17 protein-coding genes and 2 pseudogenes are annotated in these 24,632 nt (G+C 61.0%); 11 read left to right on the top strand and 8 right to left on the bottom strand.

Annotated elements, in window-relative coordinates; all coding sequences use genetic code 11:
• Positions 1–96: 96 nt before the first annotated feature.
• The 4 genes from ACX12F_RS20565 to ACX12F_RS20550 form a co-directional block, all read right to left on the bottom strand.
• The gene (locus ACX12F_RS20565) at positions 97–351 is read right to left on the bottom strand and encodes a hypothetical protein (protein ID WP_071286865.1); all 255 of its coding nucleotides are present in this window, start codon (positions 349–351) and stop codon (positions 97–99) included.
• A complete protein-coding gene (locus ACX12F_RS20560) occupies positions 348–3,422 on the bottom strand; it encodes an MMPL/RND family transporter (protein WP_204354752.1) in 3,075 nt (1,024 codons plus the stop codon). The genes ACX12F_RS20565 and ACX12F_RS20560 overlap by 4 nt, the downstream gene beginning before the upstream one ends.
• Entirely contained in the window at positions 3,419–3,856 is a 438-nt protein-coding gene (locus tag ACX12F_RS20555) for a DUF6188 family protein (protein WP_061000993.1), read from the bottom strand. Before ACX12F_RS20555 ends, ACX12F_RS20560 begins: the two co-directional genes overlap by 4 nt.
• Positions 3,857–3,946: 90 nt before the next feature.
• Positions 3,947–4,519 carry a TetR/AcrR family transcriptional regulator gene (locus tag ACX12F_RS20550; protein ID WP_061000995.1) on the bottom strand — a complete coding sequence of 191 codons (573 nt, stop codon included), beginning with the start codon at positions 4,517–4,519 and terminating at the stop codon, positions 3,947–3,949.
• Positions 4,520–4,737: 218 nt separating this feature from the next.
• On the opposite strand from ACX12F_RS20550, the gene ACX12F_RS20545 reads away from it, so the two are divergent.
• Positions 4,738–5,415: a TetR/AcrR family transcriptional regulator gene (locus ACX12F_RS20545; RefSeq protein WP_071286876.1), complete on the top strand. Its 678-nt coding sequence runs from the start codon at positions 4,738–4,740 to the stop codon at positions 5,413–5,415.
• 234 nt (positions 5,416–5,649) lie between these two features.
• Here ACX12F_RS20545 and ACX12F_RS20540 read toward each other — a convergent pair.
• Both ACX12F_RS20540 and ACX12F_RS20535 read right to left on the bottom strand, forming a co-directional pair.
• Positions 5,650–6,887, bottom strand: a pseudogene (locus ACX12F_RS20540) (IS4 family transposase).
• A gap of 1,041 nt (positions 6,888–7,928) precedes the next feature.
• Positions 7,929–9,761 (bottom strand): fatty acyl-AMP ligase, encoded by a 1,833-nt coding sequence (locus tag ACX12F_RS20535; RefSeq protein ID WP_260939885.1) that lies wholly within the window; start codon positions 9,759–9,761, stop codon positions 7,929–7,931.
• A gap of 461 nt (positions 9,762–10,222) precedes the next feature.
• On the opposite strand from ACX12F_RS20535, the gene ACX12F_RS20530 reads away from it, so the two are divergent.
• Positions 10,223–10,813: a TetR/AcrR family transcriptional regulator gene (locus tag ACX12F_RS20530; RefSeq protein ID WP_061004411.1), complete on the top strand. Its 591-nt coding sequence runs from the start codon at positions 10,223–10,225 to the stop codon at positions 10,811–10,813.
• A 442-nt stretch (positions 10,814–11,255) separates the two neighbouring features.
• On the opposite strand, the gene ACX12F_RS20525 is transcribed toward ACX12F_RS20530, so the two are convergent.
• Positions 11,256–12,287, bottom strand: a complete 1,032-nt coding sequence (locus ACX12F_RS20525) for a TIGR03617 family F420-dependent LLM class oxidoreductase (protein WP_260939884.1) — start codon at positions 12,285–12,287, stop codon at positions 11,256–11,258.
• A 364-nt stretch (positions 12,288–12,651) separates the two neighbouring features.
• Between ACX12F_RS20525 and ACX12F_RS20520 the strand changes: the two are divergent.
• Positions 12,652–13,491: pseudogene (locus ACX12F_RS20520) on the top strand (IS256 family transposase); the annotation flags it as partial.
• A gap of 482 nt (positions 13,492–13,973) precedes the next feature.
• Complete coding sequence (locus ACX12F_RS20515; protein WP_060999849.1) at positions 13,974–14,441, top strand: PaaI family thioesterase; 468 nt, start codon at positions 13,974–13,976, stop codon at positions 14,439–14,441.
• Positions 14,442–15,049: 608 nt separating this feature from the next.
• On the opposite strand, the gene ACX12F_RS20510 is transcribed toward ACX12F_RS20515, so the two are convergent.
• Positions 15,050–15,679, bottom strand: coding sequence for a TetR/AcrR family transcriptional regulator (locus ACX12F_RS20510; RefSeq protein WP_110783688.1), 630 nt, complete (start codon positions 15,677–15,679; stop codon positions 15,050–15,052).
• A gap of 132 nt (positions 15,680–15,811) precedes the next feature.
• Between ACX12F_RS20510 and ACX12F_RS20505 the strand changes: the two genes are divergently transcribed.
• The 7 genes from ACX12F_RS20505 (at position 15,812) to ACX12F_RS20475 (ending at position 24,630) form a co-directional block, all read left to right on the top strand.
• Complete coding sequence (locus tag ACX12F_RS20505; RefSeq protein WP_071289556.1) at positions 15,812–16,663, top strand: SDR family NAD(P)-dependent oxidoreductase; 852 nt, start codon at positions 15,812–15,814, stop codon at positions 16,661–16,663.
• Positions 16,664–16,680: 17 nt separating this feature from the next.
• A complete protein-coding gene (locus ACX12F_RS20500; protein WP_071289557.1) occupies positions 16,681–17,604 on the top strand; it encodes a reductase in 924 nt (307 codons plus the stop codon).
• Positions 17,601–19,067: a flavin-containing monooxygenase gene (locus tag ACX12F_RS20495; protein ID WP_083420676.1), complete on the top strand. Its 1,467-nt coding sequence runs from the start codon at positions 17,601–17,603 to the stop codon at positions 19,065–19,067. Before ACX12F_RS20500 ends, ACX12F_RS20495 begins: the two co-directional genes overlap by 4 nt.
• Before the next feature lie 78 nt (positions 19,068–19,145).
• Positions 19,146–20,651 carry a flavin-containing monooxygenase gene (locus ACX12F_RS20490; RefSeq protein ID WP_083420677.1) on the top strand — a complete coding sequence of 502 codons (1,506 nt, stop codon included), beginning with the start codon at positions 19,146–19,148 and terminating at the stop codon, positions 20,649–20,651.
• Between the two features lie 5 nt (positions 20,652–20,656).
• Entirely contained in the window at positions 20,657–21,613 is a 957-nt protein-coding gene (locus ACX12F_RS20485) for an alpha/beta hydrolase (RefSeq protein ID WP_083420679.1), read from the top strand.
• Between the two features lie 912 nt (positions 21,614–22,525).
• Complete coding sequence (locus tag ACX12F_RS20480) at positions 22,526–23,980, top strand: cytochrome P450 (RefSeq protein WP_061001200.1); 1,455 nt, start codon at positions 22,526–22,528, stop codon at positions 23,978–23,980.
• On the top strand, positions 23,977–24,630 hold the full coding sequence (locus ACX12F_RS20475) for a transglutaminase-like domain-containing protein (protein WP_071289743.1): 654 nt from the start codon (positions 23,977–23,979) through the stop codon (positions 24,628–24,630). Before ACX12F_RS20480 ends, ACX12F_RS20475 begins: the two co-directional genes overlap by 4 nt.
• Positions 24,631–24,632 lie beyond the last annotated feature (2 nt).

The following is a 24,632-nucleotide window of genomic DNA, read 5'->3' as shown; positions in this document are numbered from 1 at the left end:
GTGTTCCCGCTTTCGTCTGCGGCGGTTGTGGTCGCTGGCGCGTGCGGGTTGTGTTGGCGTTGTGTGGTGGCGGTTGGCGCTTCGGGGTTGTGATGTTTAGAGCCGGTACATTTCGCGTTCCATGGCTGCTTCTCGGAATAGTTTTTCGTGCTCGCCGTGGAAGTAGGGGTACTTGCCGTGTAGGAGGCGGGGCCAGTGGATCGGGCAGCGGCGGCGGCCCTTGGTGTTGTCCGGTGCGGTGGTGTTGGTGCTCGTTGGTGCGCGGGTGGGTTGGTCGGCGGGGGCGCTGTCGATGGTGGGCTGGGTTCGGGTCGTGGCGGCTTGATGCCGGTGTGGGAGTAGCGTTTTCATGGCCGGGGCCGTGTGGGTTGTTTTTGGGGCCACCAGCTGGCTTCGCGCAGGAGGGTGGCGATGGCCGGAACGGTGAGGGTGCGCACGAGGAAGGTGTCCAGCAGTAGTCCGCAGCCGACGATGAGGCCGACTTGGATCATGATGGCGATGGAGCCGGCCATCAGTCCGAACATGCTGGCAGCGAAGATGAGGCCGGCTGAGGTGATGACCGAGCCGGTTTTGGCGACGGTGCGTAGGACTCCGACGCGGATGTTGTGTTCGGATTCTTCGCGTAGTCGTGATACCAGCAGCATGTTGTAGTCGGCGCCGACCGCGACGAGGATGATGAACGCCAATAGTGGTACGGGCCAGGCGATTTGGTAGCCGAGTATCCATTGGAACACCACGACGCCGAGGCCGATGGAGGCCAGGTAGTTCAGCACGACGGTGCCCAGGAGGTAGAGCGGGGCCAGCGCGGCGCGCAGCAGCAGGACCAGGATGAGTCCGACGACGACGAGGGTGGCGACGGCGAGTTGGATGAAGTCGGCTTGGAGTAGGTGCTGGATGTCGGCGTTGACGGCGGGGAATCCGGCTACGGAGATGGTGGCGTTGGTCAGGGAGGTGTTGGGTCGGGCGGCTTCGGCGACGGTGACCATGTGGTGGGCCAGTTCCATGGCGGCGCTGCTGTAGGGGTCGAAGGTTGATTCGATGATGAAGCGGGCGGTTTTGCCGTCGGGGGCGATGAATTGTTTGGCGACGTCGGCGAATTGGCGGTTGTCGAAGGCGGTTGGGGGTAGGTAGAAGCCGCTGGCGGTGTCGGAGTTGGCGCTGGCGCGGGCGGAGTTTTGTAGTTGTGCGGCGATCTGACTCATCCCGGTGAGCATTTGAATGTTGCTGTCGGCCAGGGCGTGCACGCCGGTTGCCAGTGCTTGTGCGCCGGAGGCGAGTTGGCTGATGCCGTGTTGCAGGCGGGCGATGTTGGTGGCCATGTCGGCGGGGTCACCCAGGGTGCCCAGGGCGTGTTGCAGGGTGGTGATGGAGGTTTGGACGTCGGTGAGGGTGGCGGTGACGGTGGCGTTGGTGGTGGGGTTGTAGTGGTCGCCCAACTCGGCGATGTGGTCGAAGAATCCGTTGGTGCGCAGGGCGTCGAGGACCCGCATCTGGTCGCGCAGTTCGGTGCATTGCGGTGTGGTGGTGCACCAGGGTGCGGTGTCGAGGATGTCGCGCAGTGGTGAGACGGCGGCGATGGCGTTGCGGGCTTGTTCGGCCTCGGGGCGCAGTCCGGGTCCGGCTTGGATGGCGTGGTCGATGTCGGGGGCGGTGGCCGACAGTTGGTGCAGCAGCGGGGTGAATCGCTGCATTTGGCTGTTGGCGGTGTGCGCTTGGTTGAGCAGGGCGCTCAGGGGTGTCAGCGCGGTGCGTAGGGTGCGGTCGAGTTGGGCGAGGCCGTTGGCGAGTTGGTCGGCGCCGCCGGTGAGTTGGGCCAGGTCGGTTTTGCGGGCGTTGCCGTCGGCGGCTGCGGTGGCCATCTTGTCGCCGATCTGCCCGTTCTGCCAGGACAATTGGGCTTGTTCGAGTCGGGTGCCGGCGGGGCGGGTGACGCCGGATACTTTGCTCACGCCGGGTAGTTGGGCGATGCGGGAGGCGATTTCGTCGAGGTCGGCGAGGCCTTTGCCGGTGCGCATGTCGGTCGGGTTTTCCACGACGAGGAATTGGGTGAAGACCATGTCGGTGGGGAAATGCCGGTTGAGCAGCTGGTAGCCCAGGTTGCTTGCGGTGTCGGCGGGTTGGCCTTTGCGGTCGTCGTAGCTGATTTTGATGGTGGTGGCGGCCGCGGCCAGGGCCAGCAGGATGATCAGGCTGACGGTGAGCAGCGGGACGGGTTTACGCACGACGGCGACGGCGATGCGGTTCCAGTAGCGGCGGGTGCGGTCGGGTCGGGGGTCTCCGATGCCGCGGCGGGCGGCCAGCGCCAGTACCGGTGGCAGCAGGGTGACGGTGGCCAGGAATCCGACCATCACGGCCACGGCGCAGGCGGGGCCGAGCGCGGCGAACACGCTGAGTTTGGCGAAGGTCATGGCCAGGAAGGCCAGCGCGACGGTGGCGGCGGAGGCCAGGATGACCCGTCCGATGCTGGCGGTGGCGTAGATCGCGGCCTGCGGCGGGGCGATGTCGGCGCGGCGCTGTTCGTGATAGCGGCTGATCAGGAACACCGTGTAGTCGGTGCCGGCGCCCAGCAGGATCGCGGTCATGAACGCCACGGTGAATTCCGATACCGGTAGGCCGCATTCACCGAGGGCGGAGAGCACCCCCCGTCCGACCGCCAAACTCAGCGCGATGACCAGCAGGGGCAGGAGCGCGGTGAACGCTGACCGGTAGACCAGCAGCAGGATCAGGGCGATGAGGCCGGCGGTGGCCAGGGAGATGAACAGCAGATCGTGTTCGGCGCTGGCGATCTGATCGCTGAACGTGGCGGCGGGCCCGGTGACGCGCACGGTGGTGGTGCTGGCGGCGAAGACGCGGTCAGCGATGGCGCGCACGGCGCTGACCGATTCGGCGGCGGTCGGATCGCCCAGGGTGCCGGCGACGCCGACCGGCAGGTACCACGCGCGGCGGTCGGCGCTGATGGCGTGCGGTGCGGTGACCGGGTCGGCCAGCAGGTCCTGCACGAGCAGGACATGGCCGGGGTCGGCGCGCAGCGCCGAGACCAGCTGCGCGTATTTCTGGCGGGTGGGCGGGGTGAGGCCGGCGGGGTCCTCGAACGCGACGAACAGCACGGTCTTGGACCCCTGTTCGCCGAATGCTGCACTCATCCGGTCGACGGTCAGAAACGACGGCGCGTCGTGGGGCACCAAGTCCACCGACTGTTGGCGCACCACGGTTTCCAGTTGCGGAAAAAGCACCGCCAGCACCACCGCGGTCCCGATCCACAGTCCGATCACCAGCGCCTTGTGGCGCAGGGTGAACGCCCCCAGGCGGGCCAGCGCGGGACTGTATTCACTCGACGGCGCGGTCTGGGCGCGTGCGCGCCGGCGGCGCGGTGGCCCGGGTGCGGCGGTGAGGGTCGGTCCCCCGTGCAGCGGATCGCTCACGGGCTGGCCGGGGCCGTGTCGTAGTCGGCGTTGTCCGCGGCGGGCAGATCATGACGGACCATCCGCACCTGGCCTCCGGGCATGCAGGCCATGTATCCGTGGCGCTTTCCGTACAGTTCCCACGCCGCCACATGCGCGTCGGGCTCCACGTCGATGGAGTGACCGTCCGAGAACTGCAGGTGCAGGGCCCCATCGTCGTCGCTGTGCGCTCGCACGCACATCGACCCGGCCAGGTCCAAAAGGGCGCGGTGCGCCGGCGCGATGTTCAGCGGGTCCAGCACCACCACCTCGGCCGGGTACGGACCCACCGGCGGCAACCCCAGGCGCAGCGGCCGGGAGATGACCACCTCGTTGTAGTCCTCGAAGCTGAGCACCAGGCCTTCATGCAGCGATACCCGCTGCAGGGTGCACCGTTCAATCCACTGATCGAGCATGATCGCGTCCCCTGTCTCCGCCCCAGCAAATCGATACTAAGCAGTATCGCAACGCTACACCGTGTAGCGTTTCGGGGCAATGGTGTCGGGCTAGACGCGCAGGATGAGGGCCATGGCCCGGTCGATGCTGTCCCGGGCTGCGGCGGCGGGCACCCGGCCGCTGATGAAGGCGGCCAGGTTGGCCAGCCACACGTCGCCGAGTAGGCAGGCCAGTTGCTGGTCGCGCAGCGATGGGGACGGGCCGCCCAGTGCGGCCGCGAGCAGCCGGTTGAGCACCGTCATGGTTCGCTCGACCTCGGCGGCCGCGGCGCTGTCGGCAACGACGAGCGCCCGGGTCAGCGCCTCGGTCAGCGGCAGATCACGCTGCCACTGCTCATGCAGGCAGTCACTGAGCGCGACAAGTCGCTGCTGGGGGCCACCGGGCACCGCCGACCAATCGCGCAGGGCCTCGACCTGCTCGACCTCGCGGGTGAGTGCGCAGACCAGCAAATACGCCTTGGAGGGAAAGCGGCGGTAGATGGAGCCGACGGCGATACCCGCGCGCTCGGCGACCGCGCGCATGCGTACTGCCTCGTAGCCGCCGACCGAGGCGACCGACACGGCGGCATCGAGGATCGCGATGTCCCGGCCATCACGAGCAGCCAGGCCCGGCGCACCTGTCATCGCTGCGCCCCGAGCCGGCGCCGATGCGATGACCGCCATCCCCACCGGATCGGGGTGTGCTGCGCCAAAAACACTGACAGCCAGGTGCGATCAGACAAATCCCACATCTCCTGGTATAGGCGGTTTCGCTGCGCTACACGCGGTAGCATAACTGCCCTGGGGTGTGGAGAATCGACGATTGGCCACACCGGAGGCGGCGGACAATAAAGTGAGTGACTGTGAGTGAGTGGCCCGACGTCAACGCCGACGGCACTGATGATGACGACGACGTCGATCCGCGACGTATCCGCTCGCGCAACCGGCTGCTGGAGGCGGCCGCGGCCCTGCTGAACGCCGGCGGCGTGGAAGCGGTCACCGTCGACTCGGTCACCAAAGCCTCCAAGGTGGCCCGCACCACGCTGTATCGCCACTTCAAGACCTCCTCGCACCTGCTGGCCGCGACCTTCGAGCGGCTGCTGCCCCAGGTGACCCCACCGGCACCACGCAGTGGACCCCTGCGTGAGCAGCTCATCGAATTGCTCTCCCGGCAGGCAACGCTGTTCAACGACGCCCCGCTGCACATCACCACACTGGCCTGGCTTGCCCTGGGCCCCACCACCACCAAACCCGACACCGAGGACCAGTACCCGGCCGGCGCCGTCCGGACCCTGGTCATCGACCAGTACCGCCAACCGTTCGACGCCCTGCTGCACAGCGACCAAGCCCGCGCCGAACTGGGCGACTTCGACCTCGAACGGGTGCTCTGCCAACTGATCGGCCCCTTGGCATTCGCCCGCATGACCGGGTTTCGCGTCATGAGCCACGACGACTGCGCCGCCATCGTCGATGACTTCCTCACCGCCCACCGCCGCACCTCGCCGGCACCCACCGAAAGTCCCGACGCCACACGTGCCTGACCTGCGTCGGCGCGGTCACGCTCAGGGAGTCCCGTAGTGGCGGTCCTTTGTGTGCGGGTGAGTCTGATTTTGGGTGGGCCTCGGTGGTTGATGTTCTTGTGGCCGAATGTTTTTCGTGGGAATTTGGTGGCGGCGGCTCGTTTGGTGACGCGGGGGTAGGTGCAGTGGCGCCGGGCCGGGTTGGGTCGCTCGAGCATTTCGGCGATGGCGTGACGCAGGCATGTCGCCAGCCGGTCAGGGGGAAATTCCTGCCTGCCCGGTGACGTGGCGGCGGACGGTGCGCAGGGTTCGGATGAACGACATCCGCAGTGGATCGAGCCCGTCGGGGTCAGTGGCCTCGACCATCAACGCCCGGATCGCGTAGTGGGTGAGCAGCAGTGCCCAGATCTCTTGGCGCACCCTGTCGGGACTGTGCGAACGCAACACTCGGTAGCTGCCGCGTTGGCGGGTTTCTATCTCGGCCAGGCTGGATTCGAACTCCCAGCGCTGGTGATAGACCGCAGCAAGTTCGGCGGCCGACGCCCGCTCAGGGTCGCAGATGGTGGTGATCAACCGGATCGGCGACCGGTCGTCGGTGTCGCGGTTGGCGATGTCGTACTCGATAACCCGCACCATCGGGCCTTGCGGCACCGTGGCCAGCCCGCGGGCCTGGTGGCGGCGGATGCGTTGGCGTTCGATGGTGGTCAGCAGCACGCTCACATACGAGCCGTCGGCCAGTTCCGTCACCGGGTGCAGGAGCAGTGTCGACTGCACCCGCCCCAACAGTTCGGCACCGGTCGCTGCGGCCTCTTGCCGGAACTGGCGGCTGTAGAACCGGGGTCAGCCAGCACGAGCATTCCGGGTTCGATGCTGGCTAGCAGTGGGCGGGCCAGGTCGCGTTCATCGACATGGACACCACCGAGGTGTGCGTCGATCACGGCGTGGGTGCCGCATTCACCCAAGCCGAGGACTTTCACCTTCGGGTAGGGACCGTCGAGTCCCTTGCTGGCGCTGCGACCGAACTCGTCATCGTTGTCGGCGGTGTCGGGGACATCGAGTTGAACGCCGTCGATGGCCATCACGCGCAAATCGGCCAGCCAGGCACCCGGGGTGCCGGCACCGGCCAGCGGCCGGGCCACCCGTTCATAGAGCTCGCGCAGCGGCTCGGCGCCGAGTCGGGCCCGGGCCTGACACAGCGCCGATGACGTGGGCACCTGCCAATCGTCATTCCGCGCGCGCAGGAATCGCAGACCATCGACGAGTTTGCGCATCACTTCTTCGTAGGCGTCATCGAAGAACGGGGTCACCGCCAGCACGAAGTACACGACCACCCGAGCCGGCAGCAGGCGACGACGGCGCTCGACCTTGCCTGTGTCAGCGAGCACCTCGTCGACCAGGTCGCGGTGCACCAGCCGCGTCAGCACACCCAGACCGATCCGGTCGGTCAACTGGTCTGACCGACCACATTCGCCACCTGAATTCGCGTCGGCCACAGGTAATAAGAAATACGTGTAATCCATTGCTGCACAATACTTCTCAAAGCCAATCTGAGGAACGAAAACTGGCGCGGCCACCACATCACCTTCGCTGAATCAGCCCATCAACGCTCATCAAAGTAGAGCAGGCGCAACAGCTTTCGCCACAACATCGCCTTGACCTGCAACAACGCCAAAGTTAACGACATTGGCATCAAACCCGGGGCGATTCACCCTTCGGCTCAGTCGTGTGTCCGACGGGGGACTTGTCCGCCTGCGACACGGGTCGAGGTCTTTGATTTGATCGGCTTACCAGGTAGTGTGAAGAGTCGGGCGCGCAATCGGCACTAGTGGTGTTCTATGTCAGCTGGCAGCTCCCCATAAGTTCCTATTTGCGGCAGCAGTAGATGGTCTGGCCGGTTCCTCGATGGATGTCGTGAGCAAAAGTCAAGCAAACTGACTGCGCGAAACCCCGGGGCCCATCAGTCTCTAGAATTATAGGGAGCGTGCGTTTCGACGACATGGTCCTCATTCGTATCAGTCCAAGCTCGAGCATTGGTGCGTGGTGATCCCAGGATGTCGAAAGCGCTCGCGCGCAAGGCTTCGTCGGTCAAGAATCGTTGTGCGCGGTAGCGGTCGATCCTGAAATGGTCGGCGACCAGGTAAAGGTACTCGACGACGATTCCACGTGCGATCGCTCGAGGTAGGTGTATTCGGTAGTGCTCGTTCAGGTACTTCACGACGAACGTCGTGCGATTGCCCATCCAGGGTGAGCGCCAGGTCACGGTTTGATGGGCTAGTTCTACGCGCTCTAGGTGCGTCGCTGGCTGGGGGCACTCCCGGGGCGGGGTTTCGTGTCTCAGATGCGGACCACCATATTTGCGGTGGGAGGGGTAGCGGTCGGTCCGTGATCGAGGCTGAATTCTGCAACAGCGATTCCAGCCATGGAAATCTTCGGTCTGAGCGAAGTCATCCGTAGTCATCCGTCACCATCTATCTGTTTCATCGGTTCGGGCGGTGCTGAACTCTGACTAGGAGCTGTCATTCTTCAGCAGGACGTCAGTCGAATTGACCGTTCAGAAACTCTGCCCGCGAGGCGGTGCGGGCCAGCTTTCCCGACGTCGTGCGCGGGATCCGTCCGGCCGCAACGAGTCGCACTTCGGCGACGCGAACCTGGTGATGCCGCGCCACCGCGGCCCGTACGGCCTCGGCGACAGGCTCCAATTCCGCGCGGCCCGCTCCGACCGCGCGCTCGGCGATGACGACCAGTTGTTCACCCGAATCACCAGGTACAGCAAAGGCTGTCGCATAGCCCGAGCGCACCGCGGACGAGGCACGGCTGACCGTCGCCTCGATGTCCTGCGGGTAGTGGTTGCGCCCGTCGACGATCACCAGGTCCTTGATCCGGCCGGTGACGAACAGCTCGTCGCCCACGTAAACGCCCAGATCGCCTGTGGCCAACCACAATGCGTTGTCCTCGGCGCCGTCGGCGTGGCTGACGGTCTGCCGGGTCTGCAGCTTGTTGCCGAACACCCGCTCGGACTCCTCGGGCCGGCCGAAGTAGCCCTGCCCGATGTTGTTGCCGTGCAACCAGATTTCGCCGACCGTGCCGTCGGCGGCTTCGTCGCCGTCGGGGGTCACGATGGCCACCCACTGGTCGGGGATGGCCCGCCCGCACGACACGTGGGGGACTGCGCCGTCGGCATGGCGGCCCACGACGACGGCTCGGCCTGCCGCGAGTTCCTCACGGTCCAGATAAGTGGCGCTTGGCTTTTCGTCGGCGCCGATGCTGGCCACTGACAGTGTGGCCTCGGCCATGCCGTACGACGGCTTGACCACCGTCTCGGGCAGTCCGTACGGCTTGAAGGCCTCCATGAACAGCTCGATGGACGGCAGCGTCACCGGCTCGGACCCGTTGAGCAGGGTCACCACGTTGCTGAGGTCGAGCGGCTCGCCGGCCGGCGGCAGCCCGCGCTGTGCGCACAACTCGAAGGCGAAATTCGGTGCGGCGGCGAAAGTCCGGCCGTGTGCGGCTTCGTCGGCCAGCCGCCGGATCCAGCGGTAGGGCCTGCGGACGAACGCCATCGGGTCCATCAGGCTGATCTGGCCGCCGCACAGCGCGGGGAACATGATCATGATCAGACCCATGTCGTGGTACAGCGGCAGCCAGCTCACGCTGCGGATGTCGGTGTCCAGGCCACCGGCCAGGATCATCTGAATGACGTTGGTGCACACGTTGCGATGCGTGATCTCGACACCGGCGGGGGTGCGGGTGGAGCCCGAGGTGTACTGCAGGTAGGCGACGTCGTCGGTGCGAGAATCGGGGTCGACGTGCATCTCGGCGAGCGTGCCGGGGACGGCGTCGACGGCGATGACCCGCGGACGCTCGGCGGCGGGCAGTGTCTTGATGAACGCGCGGACCGCTTCGGCGGCCGCGGTCGTGGTGAGCACCGCGGACGGTTTGGTGTCCGACAGCACAGCGGCCAGTCGTTCGGTGTGCCCGGCGAGGGCCGGCGCGAACAGCGGCACGGCGACGTTTCCGGCGTGGACGGCGGCGAAGAACGCCGCGACGTAGTCGACGCCCTGGGGCGCGAGGATGGCCACGCGGTCGCGTGGCTGGGTCACCTGTTGGAGCCGGGCGGCGACGGCGTTGACCTGAGCCCAGAGCCCGTTCCAGCTGAGTTCGATGATCTCGCCGTCGGGGTTCTGCGCGTAGTCGATGAACCGGTACGACGGCTCTTCGCCCATCGCTGCGCGGTTGCGTTCAAGGAACGACGTCAGCGTGATGCCGTCCGGTATGACAATGCTGCCATCGGAGTGAAGGGAATTTTCGGCTGACGCTGTATGTCCAATAGCATTGTCGCTCAACGCTTTGCGTGTCCTCGAAGTCATGTTGACCCTTGGCCTTTCTCGCCGTTGGCCCCAAAGGAAACAGCGTCACAGTGTCTGCGCTCCTACTGTCTAGACGTGCCGTGCTGCAGACTGATCAGCTGCGGGTGCGCGTCCGGTCGACTGCTGGCGTTTGGGCGGTAAGCAAACACCGTATGGCCACCAGAAGTACGCCCCGATGACTGCCGCGATCGGCCGCTTTGGGGCGACCAACATGTCGAGCAGGCGATTCAGGCGTAACGAAATGGTCTGAATGATTCGCACATCGGCTCCAACGGGACTGAGTGCTGCTTTCTAGCCGCGATAACAAATTTAACTTGCCAACTAGCAGGTTAATTTAGCTTCCATGGCTAACTATGTGCAACCCGGTCGGAGGTGAGTGACATCACATCCGCCGATGTAGCATCATTCATCCAGTGCGCACGCAGCCCGCATAAACTCCCCGAAAGGTTGGCAGAGGAAACTTGACGTCATCACGTGGCTTCCTACGTCACCGTATCGTTCAGGCGGCTTTGGAATTGTTTGCTGAGTACGGCGTCAAGGGCACTACCCTGCAGATGATCGCCGATCGGCTTGAGGTGACCAAAGCCGCTGTGTACTACCACTTTCACACCAAAGACGAGATCGTGAGGGCTGTCGCGCAGCCGTTACTCGAGGACATCGCTCGCGTAATACGTATCGCCGACGCGCTTCCCGACCCCAATTCGCGGCGCGAAGTCGCCGTCAGTGGCTTTGTCGAACTGGCGGTGCGTCATAGGGGCCTCAGCGCAATTGTGCAGAACGACCCGGCGATGAGCACGCTGGCGAAGACGCATGTCGAGTTGGAGAACGCCGTCGTGAAGCTGATCACGTTGCTAGATGGCCCCGACGCGGACGTCGCCCACCATATCGGGACGTCGATGATCATCGGCGGAGTTTCCGGCGTTGTAACCGATGCGCGGTTGCTGGACGTGCCCGACGAGCTGCTCCATCGTGTGCTTCTCGACTACGCGCAGCATCTGCTAAATACTCCCAACTTGCTGTCGGCAGTTGTGAAGCCGTCGGGAAGTGTGTAGCCGCCGAGGAGTGAGGTGCAGAAACGAGAATTCGTGACGCGGTGGTGCACTTGCGGCGCCGGGCAGATTCGGGAGCTCCTACGGATATCGAAGATGGTGTGGGGTTTACGAAACCCGTAGTGGCATTACGGCCGACTAGCGGCGGCAGTGGAGGCCGCGCCTTCGGCGCTAGCGCGGACTGATCTGGGAACTTGGCGAGCAGCGGCCGTACATGGCTCTCGCTGTCAGACAATTGATAGCGCTGAGCGCTAGGCGGCATGGCAATGGCACTGTCCCGGTGCGCCGTCAACCCGATGTTGAAAATCAACAGGATCTCCTGACTCGAGCGCGGCAGTGGGTGTAGTCGTAATGACCTATGAGGCCGATCTCGAGAATGCATAGAGGCACCTCATCTCATTGCGGAAATGAAGTCTCCGGGTACGATCGTGAGATTGTTTTGATGTCAGTCAAACCGGGGCAAGGCCGCCGACAGTCGCCGCGCGATCTCGCCGTACCGTTCGAAACGGTCTGACCCGCCGAGGGCGTTGTAGAGCACGATGCGAGTGGCGACGCCGCCATATTTGGCAATGAGCTTGTCCGCCAGCTCATCCCAGGTGGATTCAGTGGCGAACGCGGCGATGTGGTCGTCGGTGATCTGCGCCATCATGCCGGCCATGTCGCCGGCCTTCTGCTTCTCCCGCAGGCGTGCGGTGGTGCCCTCGAATCCGGCCTCGTCCCAGATGAATGCGTAGTTCGGGGTGCTGCCGTAGAAGCTCATGCTGGCCCGGACGAATTCACGCTCGTTGTGCCGTTCCTCGTCGCTGTCGCCGACGATCGTCATGGCCGGGATGATCGTGTCGATGTCGGCAGGGGAGCGGCCCGCCTTCTCGGCACCGGCGGCGACGTTCGGCAGCACGTGGCGGGCGATGTAGCCCGGCTCACCGAGCGGGTGAATGTGCACGCCGTCGGCCACCTCGCCGGCCATGCGCAGCATCCACGGATTCACCGCCGCGATATCGACTTTGGGATCGGGGGCGTCGATGGGACCGGGGCTCCATTGCGGCGTGATGAAATCCAGGTCGTAGAAGTCGCCGTGATGGTCGAGCTTGCCGGTCCGGAACGCCGTGAAGCACGCTTTCACGGCGCGAACATAGTCGCGCAGCCGTGGTCCAGGCTGTTCGAAGGGCATGCCGTAGCGCCGCACCACGTGCGTGCGTACCTGGGTGCCGATCCCGAGCCGGAATTTGCCCCCGGTGGCTTCCTGCAGTTCCCACGCTGATGCCGCGGTGATGAATGGACTTCGCGGGAAAGCTACTGCGACACCGGTCGACAGCTCGAGCCCGGGCGCGGCCTGGGATGCGACCGCTGCGCTCAGATAGGCGGTTCGGCCGGTCTCGGTCAGCAGGAGGCCGGAGAAACCGGCCGCCTGGGTGCGCTGGGCAAGCGTGCCCATCTGGGCCAAAGGCTGCGGAACGGTCATCACGTCGACATGCACACCGGGAGCCTACGCGTTGGATGTTAGCGACGATGGGAAGTGCCGAGCGCCAATCTCCTTGTCGCGCAGTTCTGCCCGCACCCCCGGCATTTCGACCCGCAAGTGATGGCACCTCACCATGGGACCGATCACATCTCATTTATGACAGTTCCGGTGGTCTTGATGGTGACACTTCAGTCCCGAGGGTCGCCTCGAACGGGTCTCGTTCACGGCGTCGTTGGCGCGCATCGTCCACGAGTCTGGCGTGTGGCGCGTACTGAGTCGAAGACCCGCTCGGCGTGGCGGGCGGTCCGTGGGCGCATTAGATGGACTGTGTAAATCCTCTTAACGGAAGGATCGCAGGACGTGACGACATGAAAGGGCAATGGATGCGGCGCTGGTTGCCGCCAGCCCTACGGTCGAGATGGCCGACGCGCTTCGTGCTTCGGGGGTCAGTGTATGAACTGCTGGCGCCGATCGATAACTGCGAGGTGGCGCTGACCGGTGATGGCGGGCTGCTGCCGGGGTTGATCAAGCTCGTCCTTCAACGTGGGCTGGCGCCGAACTCACCGCTCACCTTGGTGACGAGAACGGCGATCTGATCAGGCGGGTGAAACGGCGGCCCACTCAAGACGGTGCTCACCAGGCCGGCCCGTTACCCTTGGAGGTGCCGCGAGACCGCAGCGGTTCGTTGACCCCGACGCTGGTACCCATCGGCCAGCGTGGTGAAGGCAGGCTCGATGACATGGCCATCTCCCGATATGCGGTGCGGAATCAATTTGCGGGACATCCGATTTCGGATTTAGTTCGGCGATCGGGACGCAGGCATCGCGAGAGACGATCCCCAATACCGTCGACGAGATCTCCGACGGGGTCCTGGCATGGCAGCGCCGACCGCTGGAACCGTCGTATCCGGTGATCTACCTCGACGCGATGATTGTGAAGGTCAAAGACGGCGGCCACACCCCCAACAAGGCCGCGCCACATCGCTGTGGGCGTCGATATGACCGGGATCAAGCGCGTTCGGGGGATCTGGGATCAGCCGAACGAAGGCGCTTCGTTCTAGGTGTTGGTATCCGCCGATTTGGCCAATCGCGGGGTCAAGGATGTGTTGACCGTGTGCTGCGGCGGGCTCACTGGGTTCCCGGACGCGATCGCGACCATGCGGTCACACACCGCGGTGCAGACGTGCGCGGCGAAGCTGAGCCGCAACTCGATGCGGTTTTGTGTCGGTGCCCCGGTTGAATAAGCGATTGCATTCCCTATGCTACTCAATGTAGCGTAGGGAAACTAACTGTACGGATTGTGCTGCTCGGAATGTGAACATTGACTGTCAGGTAGCCAGCGTTCCGGCACTCTCGTGAGTACTGGTGGATTACGCTGCTGGCTACGCTGAATACAGCATGTTGCTTCCGGCTTAGTGAGGATTCGCAGGTCGCGAGGCGGGCGTTCGCGTTCGACAGACGCGTCGATGAGTCTCCGCTGGAAGTAACGAGGAGTTTTCGTGCCCGGTTGTGCGACAAGGGAATCCCATTCGGCGTCATCGGTGCGGTGCCCTTGCCCGTCTTCGGGATAGCGAGCAGAGCAGCCGGCCCGCATTCGAGCGCCAGCGATCGTGGTACTTACCACCAGTGACGAGAAGAGGTCTTTGTGAGCATTTCGAATCCACCGGACGTGCAGCGGTTACCGTCGCACACTCCGACGTGTATGGGCTGTGGGCCAGACAATCCGCATGGACTGCACCTTTCGGTCTTCCGTCGAGGGGAGGAGGTGTACGCGGACGTCACATTCGATGAACGGCACGTCGGCGCGCCAGGTCTCGCCCACGGCGGGGCCATCGCCGCCGCGTGCGATGACTTGTTTGGCTTCACGTTGTGGATCGCCGGAACGCCGGCTGTCACACGCAGGCTGACCGTCGAGTACTTGCAGCCGGTTCCGCTGCATGATGCCCATAGGATCGCCGCGCGTATTACTGAACGCAATGGCCGTGCCATCCACGTCACCGGCGCCGGAATTGGTGCTGACGGCGTTATGCGCTTCACTGCTGAAGCGGTCTTCATAGCAGTGGAAGTAGGGCACTTCGCTGCGCATGGGGACATCAAGGGATTCGGCGAACTATTCGCGGAACTCGTTCGCCGTGCAGACAACGGGGCTCATCAACAGGAAGTGCAGTGAACCTGTTTGCGGCAGGCCGCGTTCGTGCCTTCCGCACCCGATCACAGACAGCCGTAATCGGTATGAGTTGAAACCATCGATGCGATCGCCTCGTCGTTCTTCTGGCAGCTGCGGCGCTCTAGAGTCCCGAGGGACAACCGCTGATTGGACTGGGACGATGAACAGGTCCGCGCACTTCGGCTCGAACGGCCGATTCGCCGACTATGGGTGGAGACTGAATAACCCGACGCTCATCAAGGCGAAGACAAGGGCTTTCGTCCCGGTCGACCAATTGGTGAGCGGGGTCGGTTCCCGACTGCGGTGGCGCAGGGCATCGGCGCCAGCCTAGTCAGATTCTCGTCCACCGGGCACCTTCGGTGCTTCGCCCATCGATTGGTGAGGTCTTAATTGTCAACCTCGGCGACCCGTAGCAATACGCACAGTGCTGTCGGTGGATTGCCGCTGGAGTTCGGTGGCAGCGGTCCATCGTACTCGACATCATTCGTGTGATCGCAAAAGCAGACGGTTCCCCAGGCCATGTGTCTGGTGACCCCGTCGCGCACATCGCCTTCGTCGAACTACCTAGTTCGACGGAGCAGAACGAGTCGACCAGCTACATCACCGTGCCATCAATCAGCCAGGTAACGCTGCGCGAGAATCTCGGCTAGTCGGCTCGTATGCACAATCACCTCGTCCTTCGACACATCGAGCAGCCCAGAATGCCACGCGGTGATGACTTCGACGAAACCGCCTACGGCAACCAAGGTATCCATTCGGAGCGCTGCCTCGTCTACGTCATCAAGCAAATGGGGTCGGCTTGCCTCCACGACGAGTTGCGTTGCGTCTTGCAATGCGAGTGCGCGGCGATCCTGAAGTGGAGAACTGCCGACGTGGTGGGCGAGAAGGATGCGGGCTTGGCCTGGATCGGAAGCGATCCGGTCAACCACGATGGAGATCGCCGCGGCAATCGTCTCCATCGCCGGCCGATCGATCCGCTCGTTGAACAGAGTCGAGAGCTCGCCTAGCACCTCACTCCGGACACCGTCCCACGCTGCCACGAGCAAATCGTCGCGCGTCTTGAACTCTTCGTAGAAGTATCGATCATTGAGCCCGGTGGCTGCGCACACGCCGCGCATGGTTACCGCAGCCCAGCCGTTCTCGGTCCATATTTCAGTCGCCGCCTCGATGAACCTCTGGCGCCGCTCTGCCCGCCGTTCCGCGCCTGTGCGCCCACCCCACCGCTTGTTTTGAGACCGCACACCACCATCTTGACAAACGGGACAAGCGACGGACAAACTGGTGTCATCTGCCACCAATGGTGGCAGCCGCCACCAGAAGTGAGTTGCGTCGCAATCGCTCTGCGGCCGCCAAATCAAATAGGGAAAGGTCACATGAAATTGTCGGTTCTTGGCCGAACGCCAGGTCGGAGTTACGGAGCCGACGCTGTCGTGACGGGGGCGGGCAGTGGCATCGGGCGCGCCTTTGCTGTGGAGCTCGCGCGTCGCGGTGGCCGGGTGATATGTGCGGACAGAAATCTGAGCACAGCGCGGGAGTCGGCCGAACTGGTGCGCCAGGCGGGCGGCGAAGGCCTCGACATCGAATGCGATGTGACCGAACTCGACCAGGTACGGCTGTTGGCAAAGACGGGTGAGAGTTGGTTCGGAAAGCCCGCCAGCTTGGTGATCAATAACGCCGGAATCGGCGCGGGTGGCAACGTTATCGGTGCAACATCGATAAACGACTGGACTGCCGCGATCTCAGTGAACCTTTGGGGTGTTATCTACGGTTGCGAGACTTTTGTCCCTCGGATGCGCGAGAATCGCCGATGCGGTGTAATCAACGTTGCGTCCGCGGCAAGTTTTGGCGCCGCGCCGCGTATGGGCGCCTACAACGTGAGCAAAGCGGGCGTTCTGGCTCTATCAGAGACATTAGCAGCCGAACTTTCTGGTACCGATGTCAATGTCACCGTGCTTTGTCCGACATTTGTGAAAACCAACATCGTAGATAATCCTCAAATCCAAGAGTCTGCTGCCAGACTCGCGGGCACGCTGATGAAGTGGACCGGCGTATCGCCGGAGTCTGTCGCACGGAAAACACTCGACGCACATGACCGGGGGCAAATCTACGTCGTGCCTCAGATCGATGCAAAAGTGCTGTGGCAGATTAAAAGAACACTACCGAGCACTTTCACACGTGCATTGGGATTGATGGATCAAGTGGCTTCCTGGAAACAGATCGTCTAGAGAAAGCGCGTAAGGAAATGTCTTTCGCATATAGCGATATGCTCGAAACTATAAAAAGTAAGCAATGGGCGCTGGCGGATATCGATTGGGATGCTCCGGGTGCTGAGCTCATCACGGATGAGCAGCGTCCCAAGCTCAAGCAGTTCATGGCTGACGTAGTATGGATTGAACATGTCGGAGCGCGGGCATTCGCGGCGATGGCACCAAAAGCTCCGTTCGAAGCTCTGGGTGACATTTACCGGTACTTTCACGCTGAAGAGCAGCGCCACGCCAACGTTGAGCTAGCACTCATGCGGCGGTGGGGGATGCTGGAAAGGGACGAAAAGCCCGTTCCGAACAAAAATATCCGGCTGGTGATAGAATGGCTAGATCGATATGCTGAAGCTCTACCATTAACGGTGATTGGTGCCGCGATTCCCGCTCTGGAAACCGCCCTCGACGGAGCTTTGCTCAAATTTCTATTGGACGAGGTCGCGGACCCGCTTTGTGCCGAGGTTTTCAATAAAGTGAACAGCGACGAGTCGAGGCATCTAGCCGTAGGTTTTCAGGTCCTCAATGATCTGGGTGCCAGCCCGATGCGAGTCCACGCAATCCAAACAGCTGGCGCGCTGATTGATCCAAGAATCCTGGCTGGCGGGTTACTCTATGTACCTCTCCTAACGCGAATGCTGATGAATCTCAATGCCATGGGCTTGTCGGAAGAAAAACTATACAACGCCGTAACACGTTACGCGAATGTCGGTGATCGCAGTGAACACACTCGGAGGGTTCCCGGATATCACATTCTGAAGGCTCACATGTCGTCTTCGATTAAACGATCCCAACCCCTGCATTTCATATCACAGCGCCTGGGCGACGCAATCGATGTTTTCCCCGTTCGAGTTCTAGGTCGACCACCTTCATGGACTGACGAGCTGACTTATGAGCCGGTAGCGAAATGACAGGAGTAAAGACCACTCTAATAATTGGCGCCGGATTCGCTGGTATCGGCACGGCTGTTCGGCTGATTCAGGAGGGCATGGACGAATTCGTTATACTGGAGCGTTCCGATAGCATCGGAGGAACCTGGCGGGATAACAGCTACCCCGGAGCGGCTTGCGACATTCCTTCATTGCTCTATTCTTACTCCTTTGAACAGAACCCTTCCTGGTCGCAAGCGTACTCGGGTAGCGCCGAGATACTGCAATATATTGAAAGAATCGTTGCAAAGTATGATCTTACTCGATTCATCAATTTTAGTTCTGAAGTGAGTTCGATTGAATTCGATGAAGAAAGCGCTACCTGGTTTGCTGACACAAGGGATGGCCGGCGATACGCGGGTCGGTCGATCGTCATTGCGAGTGGGCCACTTGCGAATGTGAGTCTCCCGGACATCAGGGGTATTGATTCATACGAAGGCAAAAAGATGCACAGCGCTCGCTGGGATCACGCCTATGACTTGTCAGGCAAACGTGTTGCCGTGGTCGGAACAGGTGCGAGTGCAGTCCAGATTGTGCCAGAATTGGTGAAATGCGCTAAATCAGTCAAGGTCTTTCAGCGAACGCCCGGTTGGGTTCTACCAAGGGCGAATTTCACGCACCCGGGCTGGTTGCGATCCATGTTCCGTCGTTCGTCTTCATTCGAACAAGCTGGGCGACAAATATGGTTTTGGGCGCACGAGGTCATGGCTGTCGGCATGGTGTGGGATACGGCTGCAACGACAGTCATCGAAATAGCGGCGAAATCTAATCTGCGTCGGCAGGTGAAGGACGGCTGGCTTCGACGCCAGTTGACCCCTAGCTTCAGGCCGGGGTGCAAACGGATGCTGATGACCAGCGAGTACTACCCAGCCCTGCAAGCTAGTAATTGCAAGCTCATTAGTTGGCCAATTGCTACTCTGGCTCCTAACGGTATTCGGACAGCCGATGGTGTCGAGCATGAGGTCGACTGTATAGTTTTTGCAACCGGATTCGATGTCTGTAAGCAGGGCACACCCTTCCCGGTGCGAGGTCTAAACGGGCGAAAGCTAGACGATGAATGGTCTCGGGGAACGTATGCCTATAAAAGTGTGAACGTCGCCGGCTATCCGAACCTATTCTTCACTTTTGGACCGAATTCCGGTCCGGGCCATAATTCAGCTCTTATCTATATGGAAGCGGCCATCGACTACATCGTCCAGGCGATCAAAGTGCTCCAAGCTCAAGGTGTGCGCACGCTGGATGTTCGAAATGACCGGCAAAGTGCCTACCACGCGGACATCCAACGTCGCCTTAAGCGGACGACTTGGAATTCAGGATGCACAAGTTGGTACCTAACCGAGGACGGATACAACGGTACGATGTATCCGGGTTTTGCCACCCAATTCAGAAGAGAACTCTCTCAATTCGACATGCATGACTATATCGTCACTGGTAATGATGGATAGAAGCCGATCATTCGGCGCTTCTCAAAAAGCGTCGGATGACAATGCCCATAGATCAGTCTTAGGAAGCGATGAATTTATATGCAGGTCTTTGATAGTGAGATAATAATCGTGGGAGCGGGCTTCTCGGGTATCGGCACCGCGATCAGCCTGCAAAAGTCGGGATTTTCCGACTTCTTAATCGTAGATGATGCTGGCGGTGTAGGTGGCACTTGGCATTGGAACACTTATCCCGGTATCGCGGTGGATATTCCGTCGTATAGCTATCAATTTTCCTACGAAAAACGGGCTGATTGGTCGCGCACATATGCACACGGAAATGAGCTTAAGGACTATGCGGTCGAGTGTGTAGAGAAGTATGGGCTTGCCGAAAGAATTCGCTTCAATACGACCATTATTGAAGCTTGTTATGATGAGTCTGTAAATCTATGGCAATTGCGGACTGCGGCTGGAGAGAAGCTAGCCGCACGTTTCGTCATCAACTGTTCAGGTGTTTTGAGTCGCCCGAAATGGCCGCAGATACCGGGCATCGCAAGCTTTGCTGGTGTCACCCTGCACACCGCTCGATGGGATCATTCTAAGGACGTCGCGGGCAAGAGAGTGGCAGTCATCGGTACGGGAGCTTCAGCGGTACAGCTGATTCCTGAAGTCGCCAAAACTGCGGCAAGTTTGACGGTGTTTCAACGTACGCCCATCTATTGTTTGCCCAAGCCGGATTTTCGGGTACCTAGGTGGGCTCGCGCTGCATTACGCCATTTTCCGGGCGTGCAGTTTGCGACGCGCATAGGTAGTCAAGCATTTGTCGAGCTGACGTTTCCGATCGCGGCTCACTTTCACACGATTCTTCCCATGTCGACTGCGATGGAGGACCTCGCGAAGCGCTATATGCGCAATCAAGTAGATGACGCACGCACGAGGGAAAGTCTTATTCCAAAATATGCTCTCGGATGTAAGAGGCCTAGCTTCCACAATTCATATCTAGCGACTTACAATAGACGCAATGTTTCGCTCGAAACGGATGGAATCTCATGCATAGATGGCCAATCAATTCACACGATCAACGGTGAAACCTATCCGATTGATGTTCTAGTACTCGCGACGGGTTTCAAGGTGATGGAGCCGGGCAACATGCCGACATATATGCTTAAAGGCCTCGGTGGACTCGAACAGGCGGCTTGGTGGGACGAGCACCGCCTCCAGGCTTTTGAGGGCGTGAGCGTCCCGGGATTTCCGAATCATTTCAACATCTTTGGTCCATATGGTTACAACGGTTCTTCTTATTTCGCCCTAATCGAAGCGCAGAGTCGGCACATTGTCCGATGCCTTCGGCATGCTCGCGCGTCGGGATCGAATTATATAGAGGTCACTGATGAGGCCAATGATCGGTATTTTGCTGATGTGCTCCGGCGACGCCACCGACAAGTTTTCTGGCAACCCACCTGTTCGGCGGCAAATAGTTACTATTTCGACCAACATGGAGATGTGCCGCTCCGCCCGTCGACGACACTCGAGACATCTCTGCGAAGCCGAACCTTTCCATTGTCTAGTTACCGATTTGACAGGCGAGGGTCGGTGGCCTCGTCGTGACGGATATGAAGGCGCCGGACTGGCGGCCCAGTATTGCGAGCTACTTGCTCGCTCTCTCGTCGCAGATTACGATTCGCCCGCTGGCCAGAGTTCTCCCTCCGAATGCCTATGGAATTGCTGTCTTGGATCGAGTGCTGCGTATCGCACTTGCCACCTCGTGGCCACGCCGTGGGGTGACAGTCGAACAGGTGGATGCCCAGTTTGCTGGAAGTCGGATTTGCGGGGAATGGGTCACATCGTCCGCTGTTGATCCTCACGCACCGCCTGTGCTCTATATTCACGGCGGCGCCTATTCGATGTGTTCTCCAGGTACGCATCGCGGACTTCTCGGTGAGCTGGCCTCAGCTAGCGGTCGGCCGATCTTCGCCGTCAAGTACCGACTAGCGCCGCGCTACCCGTACCCGGCCGCAGCTGACGACGCATTGAATGCGTACCGCTGGCTTGCGCATCGGTCGAGTTCATCTGGAGGGCGAGATTCTGTGGCTTTGGCTGGAGATTCCGCAGGAGGGCAGCTCTCGATGGCGACTGCGCTAAGCGCGCGAGACGAGATGCTGCCAGTCCCGGATTCGTTGCTCCTGATGTCCCCGGTGCTGGACCTCAGCTGCAAACTAGCGCGAGCACGCGAAGTCCGGCGCTCAGACCCTTTCGCGTCTGCACGGTCGGCGGCACGGGCGCTCCAGTTGTACGTAGCTGGGGCAGATCCCAGCGATCCTCGAGTTAGCGTGCTTACTGCCGACCTTTGCGGCATGCCACCGACCTTGATTCAAGTCGGTGGTCGAGAAATGCTGATCGATGATTCGCGGACGCTCGGAAAGTATCTTCGAGCCGACGGCTCATCGGTCGAAATCCAGGTGTATCGAGGACAAATTCACGTTTTCCAGGCTATGTTCAGAGTTTTGCCCGAGGCGCGCGAAGCAATTGAATGTGCAGGTAGATTCCTCAAAGAAGCTGCATCGAAATGAAAAGCGCCGAACTAGTGATTTGATGTCAATTTCAGTGACCTTTTGGTCTCTGTCGAAATATGGTGAAAATTTTCTTTCTAAACGGCATGGATACGATCCGGTGCAGATTGTGGTGGGTGTCGGCGTTGCCGGTGTAGCTATACCTCGTCCTTCGGAAAGTGTCGGTTGCGAAATTTTGCCACCGTGGATAATGCTGGGCGTATCTGTAGTGTTTGTCGGAATAACGTCTAATCTCGTGGCGGTCAGCGATATGGCATCAGTGCATTGTTCGTCGTCGTATCTGTCGAAATCTCCGATGGGCGAGGGACTACCGCGACTAATCAGGGATGAAGGCATATAGCAACGCGTCTTTGATGTGCGGTGGGCTTGATCGCCGTCGTCGTTTGGAGACTGAGATTGCGGCGCTGTCGATTGCCGGCAGGCTGGTCGGTGGTATTTCGCCACCAGATCAGGAGGCAGGCTTAGCTGCGAAATTGCGCATCAGTGCTACTACGCGATGCCAGATACATCGGTAGGTAGCCATCCCATTGTTGCGGCAAACTGACGCCCGACGATGAGTCTGGCTATGCAAAGGTTTGAGGGAACTATTGCCGTGGTCAGCTTGGGCACTCTGTGCCCAGTCGGCGCCGCGCACCGAGCGGTGAAATTCCGGCGCGCGCAGGCCGGGATCGACGTTCGTGTAACGGATCCTGACTCGGAAACCAGGCGAGCGTTGGCACTCTTGCTGGAGCGTGAGCTCGTTGGTCTGAAGTCCAGCCTGGCGGTGTCAGTCGAACGGCATGTGACGAGGCCGAGATTCAGCCGCTGCTGATGACAAAATATCACATCTGTCTAGATATTGACATTTACATCCAATATGTAAAAACTGGTGGCGAGTGCGGTCAAGGTACGCCGTGACTGGGAGGAGCTGTTGTGAACCCGCTTGTTGAGCCTGTGATTGAAGCCAGAAAGAGTCTGTCGTCCGTCCTGCTTGCGCCCGCGCCGCGTGTCGTTGACGAGAGTTGGCGTCGATGGTGCCGAGGCTGGCCGGTCTGTGAACTCGCTGTTGTGCCGTCCGGAAGTGGCTTGAAACCGGTGCTCGGCGATTCAGGCCTGCCTCTTGTCGGTCATACGCTCGACTACATCCGATTCGGGTCGGATTTCAGCCGAGAGCGCTACGACCGTCTGGGTTCTGTGTCGTGGATGGGCGCGTTCGGCACCAAGTTGGTGGTCATCGCCGGTCCGGAGGCCACCCGGCAGGCTTTCACGAGCGAAGCGAAGGCATTTTCTCAGGATGGCTGGTCCTTTTTGATCGACGCCTTCTTTCATCGCGGATTGATGCTCATGAGCTTTGATGAGCACTTGATGCACCGACGCATCATGCAGGAGGCGTTTACGCGTCCGCGCCTGACCGGATATGTCGAGCAAGTAACCCCATGCGTTCGCTCAGCAGTGCCCGCGTGGCCGACGGGCTCGTCGACTCGAATCTATCCACTGCTGAAGGAACTCACCCTCGATGTAGCCACCGACGTTTTCATGGGTGGCCGCGGCAAGGAGGAGAGTGATGCTGTCAACAAGGCGTTCGTCGCTGCGGTGCGTGCAGCGAGCTCCCTTGTGCGTGTTCCGCTTCCGGGAACTAGATTCCGCGCTGGTGTGCGAGGCCGGCGCGTCTTGGAGGACTACTTTTTCCGGCATCTGTCGGCCGCGCGAGCCGGTGAAACGGACGATCTGTTCGCTGCTCTTTGTCAAGCCACCACCGAAGACGGGGAGCGGTTCTCCGACGAGGATGTGGTGAGTCACATGATCTTCTTGATGATGGCGGCTCACGACACATCGACGATCACCACTACTGCGGTCGCCTATTTCCTCGCCAAGAATCCGGTGTGGCAGGAGGCGGCGGCGGCGGAAGCCGAGGCCGTCGGTGACGGGTTGCCAGACATCGAGGCCCTAGAGAAGATGGCGGTTATCGACCTTGTGATCAAGGAAGCGCTCAGATTGGTTGCACCTGTTCCGCTGGTGATGCGCAAGACGGTTCGAGATGTCGCCATCGACGGATATCACATCCCAGTGGGCACCGTTTGTGCCATAACAGCTGCGGTGAATCACTTCGATCGAACGATCTGGAGTGATCCTGAGCGGTTCGATCCTTCACGTTTTGACGAGCCTCGGCGCGAGGATCAACACCACCGATTCGCCTGGGTACCTTTCGGGGGAGGAGCGCATAAGTGTATCGGCATGCAATTCGGAACTCTTGAGGTCAAAGCGATCCTGCACCGGATGCTGCGGTCGTTCATCTGGACGGTTCCGGAGAACTATCAGGTCCGGTGGGACAACACCTCGCTTCCTATTCCGGTGGACGGACTTCCGTTGGAGATGAGACGCCGATGACTGACGATTACAGGCGTTATCTCGAAACCACGGAATTTCTAGATTGGCAACATGATGCGGTACGTGGCTTCGTGTCGTCGGCGATCCGGGGCGCCGCTGACGACATTACGAAAGCGATAGGCATCTTTACCGCGGTCCGTGACTCCATTTGGTATGACCCCTACACAGTCACCGATAACCCGGACGCGTATCGCGCCAGTACCGTCGCGACATCCGGACGCGCCTACTGCGTCCCGAAGGCCGTGCTGTTGACGGCAGCGTGCCGAGCGGCTGGAATTCCGGCGCGGCTGGGGTTCGCCGACGTTCGAAACCACCTCCAAACCAAGACATTGCGCGAGCGGATGGGTGGTACAGACGTCTTTGTCTATCACGGTTACAGTCTCATGTTTCTCAACGGTGCCTGGGTGAAGGCCACTCCGGCGTTCAATCGTGAGTTGTGCGCGCGTTTCGGTGTCTCGCCGATAGATTTCGATGGTCGTAGTGACGCACTGCTACATGGGTTTACGGGTGACGGCACCCAGCACATGGAGTATCTGTGCGATCGGGGAGCCTACGACGATCTACCCCTAGCAGACATCCTGCAAGCACTGAAATCGCATTATGGCAGTTTCATCGACCAGCCGAACAGCAGTCCCGACCTCTTCGCCTGAAA

This window comes from Mycolicibacterium sp. HS_4_1, assembly GCF_054515875.1.
This window is presented reverse-complemented; position numbering and strand designations above follow the sequence as displayed.

What these genes read in the sequence shown, in the direction of transcription:
- ACX12F_RS20565 (WP_071286865.1), bottom strand. Translation starts at nt 351, where the DNA reads ATGAAAACGCTACTCCCACACCGGCATCAAGCCGCCACGACCCGAACC.
- ACX12F_RS20555 (WP_061000993.1), bottom strand. Translation starts at nt 3,856, where the DNA reads ATGCTCGATCAGTGGATTGAACGGTGCACCCTGCAGCGGGTATCGCTG.
- ACX12F_RS20550 (WP_061000995.1), bottom strand. Translation starts at nt 4,519, where the DNA reads ATGACAGGTGCGCCGGGCCTGGCTGCTCGTGATGGCCGGGACATCGCG.
- ACX12F_RS20535 (WP_260939885.1), bottom strand. Translation starts at nt 9,761, where the DNA reads ATGACTTCGAGGACACGCAAAGCGTTGAGCGACAATGCTATTGGACAT.
- ACX12F_RS20515 (WP_060999849.1), top strand. Translation starts at nt 13,974, where the DNA reads ATGGGCTGTGGGCCAGACAATCCGCATGGACTGCACCTTTCGGTCTTC.
- ACX12F_RS20505 (WP_071289556.1), top strand. Translation starts at nt 15,812, where the DNA reads ATGAAATTGTCGGTTCTTGGCCGAACGCCAGGTCGGAGTTACGGAGCC.
- ACX12F_RS20500 (WP_071289557.1), top strand. Translation starts at nt 16,681, where the DNA reads ATGTCTTTCGCATATAGCGATATGCTCGAAACTATAAAAAGTAAGCAA.
- ACX12F_RS20495 (WP_083420676.1), top strand. Translation starts at nt 17,601, where the DNA reads ATGACAGGAGTAAAGACCACTCTAATAATTGGCGCCGGATTCGCTGGT.
- ACX12F_RS20490 (WP_083420677.1), top strand. Translation starts at nt 19,146, where the DNA reads ATGCAGGTCTTTGATAGTGAGATAATAATCGTGGGAGCGGGCTTCTCG.
- ACX12F_RS20485 (WP_083420679.1), top strand. Translation starts at nt 20,657, where the DNA reads ATGAAGGCGCCGGACTGGCGGCCCAGTATTGCGAGCTACTTGCTCGCT.
- ACX12F_RS20475 (WP_071289743.1), top strand. Translation starts at nt 23,977, where the DNA reads ATGACTGACGATTACAGGCGTTATCTCGAAACCACGGAATTTCTAGAT.